At 35.6% G+C, this 7,145-nt stretch carries 9 protein-coding genes and 2 pseudogenes; 6 read left to right on the top strand and 5 right to left on the bottom strand.

Annotated features, from left to right (window positions below; genetic code table 11):
• Window positions 1–359 (top strand): IS5 family transposase (locus FTU37_RS15960; RefSeq protein ID WP_180124656.1); only part of this gene is annotated, 359 nt, incomplete at its 5' end.
• Between the two features lie 227 nt (window positions 360–586).
• Here the strand turns inward: FTU37_RS15960 and FTU37_RS15965 are convergent.
• From FTU37_RS15965 to mobQ, 3 genes are all read right to left on the bottom strand, one after another.
• The gene (locus tag FTU37_RS15965; protein ID WP_004870774.1) at window positions 587–874 is read right to left on the bottom strand and encodes a hypothetical protein; all 288 of its coding nucleotides are present in this window, start codon (window positions 872–874) and stop codon (window positions 587–589) included.
• Window positions 871–1,812, bottom strand: coding sequence for a replication initiation protein (locus FTU37_RS15970; RefSeq protein WP_020846814.1), 942 nt, complete (start codon window positions 1,810–1,812; stop codon window positions 871–873). Before FTU37_RS15970 ends, FTU37_RS15965 begins: the two co-directional genes overlap by 4 nt.
• 711 nt (window positions 1,813–2,523) lie before the next feature.
• Window positions 2,524–4,176, bottom strand: coding sequence for a MobQ family relaxase (mobQ, locus tag FTU37_RS15975; protein WP_004870770.1), 1,653 nt, complete (start codon window positions 4,174–4,176; stop codon window positions 2,524–2,526).
• A 211-nt stretch (window positions 4,177–4,387) separates the two neighbouring features.
• Here mobQ and FTU37_RS15980 point away from each other — a divergent pair, with 211 nt between their 5' ends.
• Window positions 4,388–4,690: a hypothetical protein gene (locus FTU37_RS15980; RefSeq protein WP_180124657.1), complete on the top strand. Its 303-nt coding sequence runs from the start codon at window positions 4,388–4,390 to the stop codon at window positions 4,688–4,690.
• Between the two features lie 61 nt (window positions 4,691–4,751).
• Here FTU37_RS15980 and FTU37_RS15985 read toward each other — a convergent pair whose 3' ends face one another.
• Together FTU37_RS15985 and FTU37_RS15990 are read right to left on the bottom strand one after the other, a co-directional pair.
• On the bottom strand, window positions 4,752–5,015 hold the full coding sequence (locus tag FTU37_RS15985; protein ID WP_000184943.1) for a Txe/YoeB family addiction module toxin: 264 nt from the start codon (window positions 5,013–5,015) through the stop codon (window positions 4,752–4,754).
• Window positions 5,002–5,265 carry a type II toxin-antitoxin system Phd/YefM family antitoxin gene (locus FTU37_RS15990; RefSeq protein ID WP_000557944.1) on the bottom strand — a complete coding sequence of 88 codons (264 nt, stop codon included), beginning with the start codon at window positions 5,263–5,265 and terminating at the stop codon, window positions 5,002–5,004. Before FTU37_RS15990 ends, FTU37_RS15985 begins: the two co-directional genes overlap by 14 nt.
• Window positions 5,266–5,543: 278 nt before the next feature.
• Here FTU37_RS15990 and FTU37_RS15995 point away from each other — a divergent pair.
• From FTU37_RS15995 to FTU37_RS16010, 4 genes and pseudogenes are all read left to right on the top strand, one after another.
• Window positions 5,544–5,684 (top strand): annotated as a pseudogene (locus FTU37_RS15995) (SEL1-like repeat protein); the annotation flags it as partial.
• 116 nt (window positions 5,685–5,800) lie between these two features.
• A complete protein-coding gene (locus FTU37_RS16000) occupies window positions 5,801–6,220 on the top strand; it encodes a DUF596 domain-containing protein (RefSeq protein ID WP_180111831.1) in 420 nt (139 codons plus the stop codon).
• Window positions 6,220–6,378, top strand: coding sequence for a hypothetical protein (locus tag FTU37_RS16005; protein ID WP_180111827.1), 159 nt, complete (start codon window positions 6,220–6,222; stop codon window positions 6,376–6,378). Before FTU37_RS16000 ends, FTU37_RS16005 begins: the two co-directional genes overlap by 1 nt.
• Window positions 6,379–6,449: 71 nt before the next feature.
• Window positions 6,450–7,145 (top strand): annotated as a pseudogene (locus FTU37_RS16010) (IS5 family transposase); the annotation flags it as partial.

Consider the following 7,145-nt stretch of genomic DNA (forward strand, 5'->3'; position numbering starts at 1 on the left):
TTTATACCGATGGAGCTTATGACACCAAGCAATGCCGTCAGGTCATTGCAGATCGGCAAGCGCATGCGGTGATTCCACCTAGAAAAAATGCGAAACCATGGAAAGATACAAAGAGTAGCTCGCTAGAACGAAATGAATTACTTCGAACAGTTAAACGTTTAGGCAGGACACTATGGAAAAAATGGTCAGGCTATCATCGGCGAAGTTTGGTAGAAACCAAGATGCATTGCATTAAATTATTGGGCGATAAACTGAGTGCAAGGAGCTTTCAAAGCCAAGTCAATGAGATTCATACATGTGTGGCAGTCCTCAATAAATTCACTGAATTAGGTCAACCACTTACCCAAGTTATGCCTTAGATTTGGCTCGATTATGGGCGCTTTGCATTTCAAATCTTTGTGCAACAAAGCCCAATTAACATAATACACCTTATACGAAATGCGTTATAATTATCCTTATAATTCAACGCTGTAGTTTCAATTTTCTAGCCCAGTCGTCAATGACTGGGCTTTTTTTATTACTTTTCACGTTCCACGCCTAGTCTTTAATCAATGTTCCACGATTTTGATTAAATAAACTGAATAATTCAATCTGCAGAATTTAAGCGATTATCTTGAATAAGATCACTCAACTTACCTTCAAGCGATTCGATTTTATATTTCAGAGACAAGATTGAATCTTTTAAACGTGAATTTTTAGGTGCATCCGGATTCTTTAATTGATTAAAAACCTCTAATAATTCGCTGTGATGAGTGCTTAACCTTTCAATGTCACTTTCAATAGCCATTCTTGGTGTCCACAGAGCAAGTAAACTTTGCTCATAATCTTTGAGTTCTTGATGACTCATTGCATCTAATTCAGCCTTAGTTCTCATGGTTTAAAATCCGTCTTGCTATGAAGAGCTTTAAAAATCCGTTTTGTTGTTTCCTCTCTTACACTTTTCGGATCTCGTAAGATGCCACTAATCCAGAGGGCAAATGTCGGGTAGTCTGGGAAATTACTGAGGTCTGATAGCTCAGAAAGTTTAGATAAAATAGTGCTGTACTTGTTAATTTGAGCATCAGATAAATTGCAGAACATATCTATAGTTCTTTGATCTCGCTGAGGCGCTATTAATTTTGGCTTAGGTTTTTCTTTCACTATAAATTTAAAGCCAACTACTGAACGCCCTTTTTTTACATTTTCATAAGTGAGTTCAATATCTGTATTAGTTGTAATCTCATTTAATGAAGGCTTCATTACTCGGTCTTTTAAATTACAGAGTTTGTCATAAGATTTGGGCAAACCCAGCTCATTTTTTATATGTTCTAAGGACATTTCAAATTGTCCCATTGCTTGATGCTTTTTAGCTAAATGATAAAGATCGAATGAGTAATCTTTTTTCAAACTTAGTACGATATCTTTTTTATATTTTGTATAAGGGTTTAATTTATCAAACTCTTTTAACATCAGTAGAACGATTTCAGGGAAACGTATAGCTATCCCTCCGTCTTCATAAGTGCAATCAATCACCCAATTCGACAGCACCTTTTTTCCTCTTTCATTGTTATAAGAGAAATTTCTTTTAAGTAGATTCTTGCTGGCTAGTTCTAACTGCGTATATGCGGAATGCGTTTTAATGCCACATTCTCTAGCAAACTCTTCTGCCGTAATCATAATTCGGTCTTTTTCAGTTGCATCAGTGGTTCTAGCAATTGGGCTAGCAAGTATTAACATTCGTTTTTCATCAATGTTCATACTCTTAAAGCATTCTTGAACATTGTTTTGCATAACAACCCAGCTCAGAGGATATGTTTTTTTATTTTCGTCCATATAACTACAACCCCAAAAAACTAACTAACTACATTGGTATTTATGTAGCTTAAACATACATTGTCGTTTATTTTTTGACTACTATTTTTGTAGTTTTTTAACAAAACTACAAACTTTTTCTTGTAGTTTAATGTCCGGTAAAAGTAGTTTCTATGTCCGGTAAAAGTAGTTTTTTAAGTCCATTTTGTCCGGCATTTGTAGTTTAATGTCCGGTAAAAGTAGTTTTTTAAAGTCTGAAAGCATTGCTAGGCGTGGTTTATAGGGGGGTCTAAAAGCTTTTAAAAGCTTTTTAAAAGAATAAAAGGGAATTTATTTCCAAAGTGAGTTATTAAAACTGCCCTTGGTACTCGCTAAAGCTCGTACTCTATTGAAGCTCGTTTCACTCGCTTCGTGGGGGGCAGTTTTTTGCATATATGATCAAGGATTCAAAAAGCAAAACATGAATAATGCATTCGCTATGCTCATGCTTTTTGACGAGCAAAAGCATCAATACTTCGCTCGTAGACACTCGCTAATCACTGTCCCCAGTAATTCAATAAAAAACGGTTTTTCAGAGGGGGAATAAGCAAACTTTCGTTGTGTCGCTCGTAGATACTCGCTAAAAGGCTCTCATTTGCGTTCTAAGCGATTTTATTTTTATCAACTATAGTTTTACTGTATTTCTATCAAAAGTCGCTAAAACCCCCGTTTTTTTGCGCTTAAATGGGATTTCTAAGGCGTGTAGTCATGGTTATTGTCATTTTCTGGCTTTTTAGGCTCATTTCTCTGCTGTTTTTCTTGTTCTTGGCGTCTTACAAATGCCAAATGTTCTTGTTGCTCTCGTTCTTGTGCATAGCGTTGTTCTTGTTGCTCTCGTTCTTTACGTAACTGCTGTTCTCTAGATTCACGATCTTTTCGGTCGTTTTCGAGCTGTATTGCTCTTTTTTGGGAAAACTCTTGCTGCGCTTCGGTCTCAATTTTTTTTGTAAAAGCCGCATGCAATTCTTGGATTTTTAGATCTTCCATTTCTTCTGCATATAGTCGCTTTTGTTTTTCACCATTTTGAGGACTAAAGTATTTATTTCCATAGTTATCTTCTTCAAATATATAACTATTTATGATCTCCAGTCTTTGATCGCGTACATACTCTTGATACTCAGTTTCTCTGCGTGATATTTCAGAAATTTGATGATCTATATTTGAAATTTGATCATTAAGTTTTCGTTGTTTAACAGTGATGTTCGGTTCGTCAAATTTTGCAAAAGACTTTTTAGGCTGGAGCAGCTGATTTTCTTCTGTCCATTTATTTAAATGATCAGAATATCTCTCTTTTTTTTCTATTTCACTAAGACCAGAAATATGCTTTTGGATGTCTAGTTGGGTGTTGTGTTGGTCGATCAGGTCATTTATTTGATTGATCCATTTTGTTTTAAAAAATAAAGGCTCTTTTTTGCGTAGTTCTGATATTGCAGAACTCATCGTGTCTAATTTTGTTGTTAATTTTGATAATTCTTCATTTTGGAATTCATAAAGTTTCTGAGAAGTTTTTTCTGAATACTCAGCTTGAGAGTATTGAAACTGAAGCTCACTTCGTACTTTTTGAACAAGATCCTCAGATACTTTGATGTTTTCATCCAGTGCGATGACCTTTTTGATTTTTAAATTACGTAGCTTAATTTCATCATTTTTCAGACTAATTTCTGTAAATATCCCTCGTCTCCGGAGGTATGTCGCTTGAGGACCTTCGTGCTGAGTTGCTTCTAGGTCACTTTCCTGGTCTTCATAACTTCTGTGATCGACACGTTCATCAAATCCATTTTGTTCCAGGTGATGATTGCATAACTCTGCAAATGATTCTCTCCAGTGGCTTACAGTTTCTGTGCCATTGTCACGACTGAAGTCCCTATATTTTTTTGCTGAAAAGCCACCCTGCTCATTAATACTTCGGGTTGTGAACATGATGTGTGCATGGTAGTTGCGTTCATCACTTCCACTGTCTGTATGAGGTGCATGAATAGCAGCATCAACGATGACACCGTATTTTTTAACGAGGTTTCGGCAAAGTTCATTGAGCATATTTTCACGCTGTTCAGCGTTTAACTCACTGGGAAATGCAATCTCAAACTCTCTTGCAAGTAATGCATCTTTTCTACGTTCAACCTTTTCGACTTCATTCCAAAGTGTTTGGCGCTTGAGTAACTCAGTATTTGTATTTTCAGGTGCATAGATTTTTGTAAATTCGACACCAGTTTTTCTTGTGTAGTCTTGTTCTTTTCCATAAAAATCGCATACCAATTTTTCACTTGAACGATATGCAGCACAAGCAACGGCCGATCGTCCATTACCTCTACTAATCGTTTTAACTGAAAAATGATATATCGCCATTTTGCTTTTGCTCTTTATTTCGATTTATCGAAATTACCAACATGTATATGTTGGTCAGGGGATTACAAAGGGGATTTACCCCTTGTCGCACCATTGGATGAAATCCAATGGCTAAGTGCGCCCTTCGGGAAAACCACGATAGCATGGGCTGTCTTGAATTTCAATTCAAACAGACCTATGCTTGAGGGGGATTCCTTGAGATGGTGATGGTATGAGTATTGAAACTTTAGAGCAAAAAATTGCAAAGCAAGAAGAACGATTAAGACAACTAAAAGCACAAAAACAAGCTATTGCTGCTCGTGAAAAAAAGAAAAATTCTGATCGACAAAGAAAAGATGATACTAGACGTAAAATTCTACTGGGGGCTTGGGTTCTAAACAAACTGAAAAATGATGAATCTTTTAAGGGTCAACTAACCGATTTTGAAAAGTTTTTAAGCACGGAAAGTAAGACTGAAGAAAATAGGCAGAAAGATAAAGATCTTTTTAATGGCGTTATATGGAATAACACCTAAATTTCGCATATGAGATTTTGTATTAAATAAAAAAACAATCCCCTAAAAATAGGGGATCTTGTTAGTAATGGAATCGACATTGAATTATAGAGATTCGTTCATCTGTCACTTCATAAACTAATCTATGCTTTTCATCAATCCTACGACTCCAAAATCCTGAAAGATTAGCTTTTAAAGGTTCTGGTTTTCCTGTTCCTTCAAAAGGTGTTCGCTGACATTCTTTGATTAAGGTATTAATACGCTTAAGTATCTTTTTATCCTGTGTCTGCCAATAGATATATTCATCCCAGGCATTATCAGTCCATTCGACGTTACGATTCGTCATCCTCAATCAACTCTCTGTGTTTTGTTTTCCCTGCACGTAATTGAGCAATTGATTCATTTAAACGACTTGCATTATTTGGAGATGAAAGGAGATATAACGTTTCCATTAAGCTATCGTAATGATCTTGTCCCATTACTACAGCATGGCCACCTTCTTTTCTTGTAATAAAAGCAACGTCTACATCATCAATTACTTTATCTAAAACAGATTTTAAATTGTTACGTGCGTCCGTATATGTAAATACATGCATATATCTATCCCTCATAGGGTAAGCTGCGTCAAAACGCTGCTAGCTAGACTACCTAGGCGGTAGTGATTGAAACTTTACAATCCTAAATGTACAGAATCCTGTACATATTGTCAATTTCGTATAACCGCCATTATGTTAAATAGGCTAAAAATATACTGTAATTTTAGAGTTTTCTTTTGGATATGATATAAAAATGTACAGACCTAACAGTTTAATTTAAAAGTTAAAAATTGAATAAATTAACAAATATTTTTATGGCTTTAGGAGTATACCTTTCAATGGAAACATTTGCCGAACCTGTTTTTTCTAATGATTTATTAGCGAAAGCTGAAAATTGAGATACTTCTGCCCAGTTAGAATTAGCTGAGATTTATCTATATGGCCATGGTGTTGATTCAGATGAAAATCAAGCTGAAATTTAGACCTCTTGCGAAAGTATTATTTTTGACTATTTTAGACTTTGATATTTATTTAAAAATCAACGTTTATCACTGATTAAATTTTGACTAACGCAAGAGGTCTAATGGAGTAGATAATGTTTAATCTAATCGATAAACAATTTGATGAATTAATGAAATCGGCTAAGTTTCAGGCATTAGATGGTATTTGGCTATCAATTAGTCGATTAGATAATGATTTAGAATTTTATGAAATTGTGGATAATAACTTTGATTTAAAAAAAACAATATTTTTCTATATTTTAGAAAAGTTAATGAGAAATGGTGATTTATTACTTGCTAAAAGCGAAAATGATGAAATTTTATATGACATACCTATCTCTGAGCAATTGGAATGGTTCAAACTATCATTCCCTAAATCAGAACGACATGCAGAGGAATTAGGGGTTGTTGATGTCGGAACTTGGCTTGTTGTTTACGATAAAGATTTTTGTCCATTAAGACCTGTTTGGGTCTATACACTTAAAAATGGTGAAAAACATTTAGAGTGGGCATAATGATTAATAAGTTTAATGTTGATCAAATTGACTATATGTTAAATTTTCAAGAAGCGAAGTATCATGATTTAGGATGGTTATGGGGTGCAATTGACAGCTTAGAACGAAATATCGGTTTACCAGTAAGTTTAATAAATAATTTTGCTTTGAAAAAATAATTTTTTTCAATATGTTAGGCTTTGTTGCACAAATCTATCTGTAAAGGCTTTTTCAGCGATATAATTTTCAAATGAAGAAGCCTACACACAAAATCTACCGCATAACCAATTGGCCCGCATATAACCGAGCACTCATGAGTCGCGGAAATATTGCCATTTGGTTTGATCCTGCTACGCAATGGTATGCGCCATCAAAAGGCAAACAAGGGCGAAATCAAACCTACTCCGACGCAGCCATCCAATACTGCTTAATGATTAAATCCTTATTTCGTCTGTCTTTACGTATGGTTACTGGCTTTGTGCAAAGTCTGATTAAACTTTGCGGATTAAATTGGATAGCTCCAGATTACACCACGCTTTGTAGAAGACAAAAACATATTGTATTGCAATCAGCTACCAAAAAAGTAGCGATGGGCTGCATCTACTCATGGACTCTACAGGCATGAAGTTTCTAGGTGAGGGCGAATGGAAACGCAAGAAACATGGACCTGAATATCGTCGCCAATGGCGTAAACTCCATATTGGTATAGATGCCAAAACCCTGCAAATACGAGCAGTTCAGCTTACAACCAATAATGTCAGTGATTCACAGGTGCTTGGTGATTTACTTAATCAGATTCCACAAGATGAGCGGATTGACTCTGTTTATACCGATGGAGCTTATGACACCAAGCAATGCCGTCAGGTCATTGCAGATCGGCAAGCGCATGCGGTGATTCCACCTAGAAAAAATGCGAAACCATGGAAAGATACAAAGAGTAGCTCGC

Source organism: Acinetobacter sp. YH12097 (assembly GCF_013419225.1).
In the GTDB taxonomy this organism is placed as follows: domain Bacteria; phylum Pseudomonadota; class Gammaproteobacteria; order Pseudomonadales; family Moraxellaceae; genus Acinetobacter; species Acinetobacter amyesii.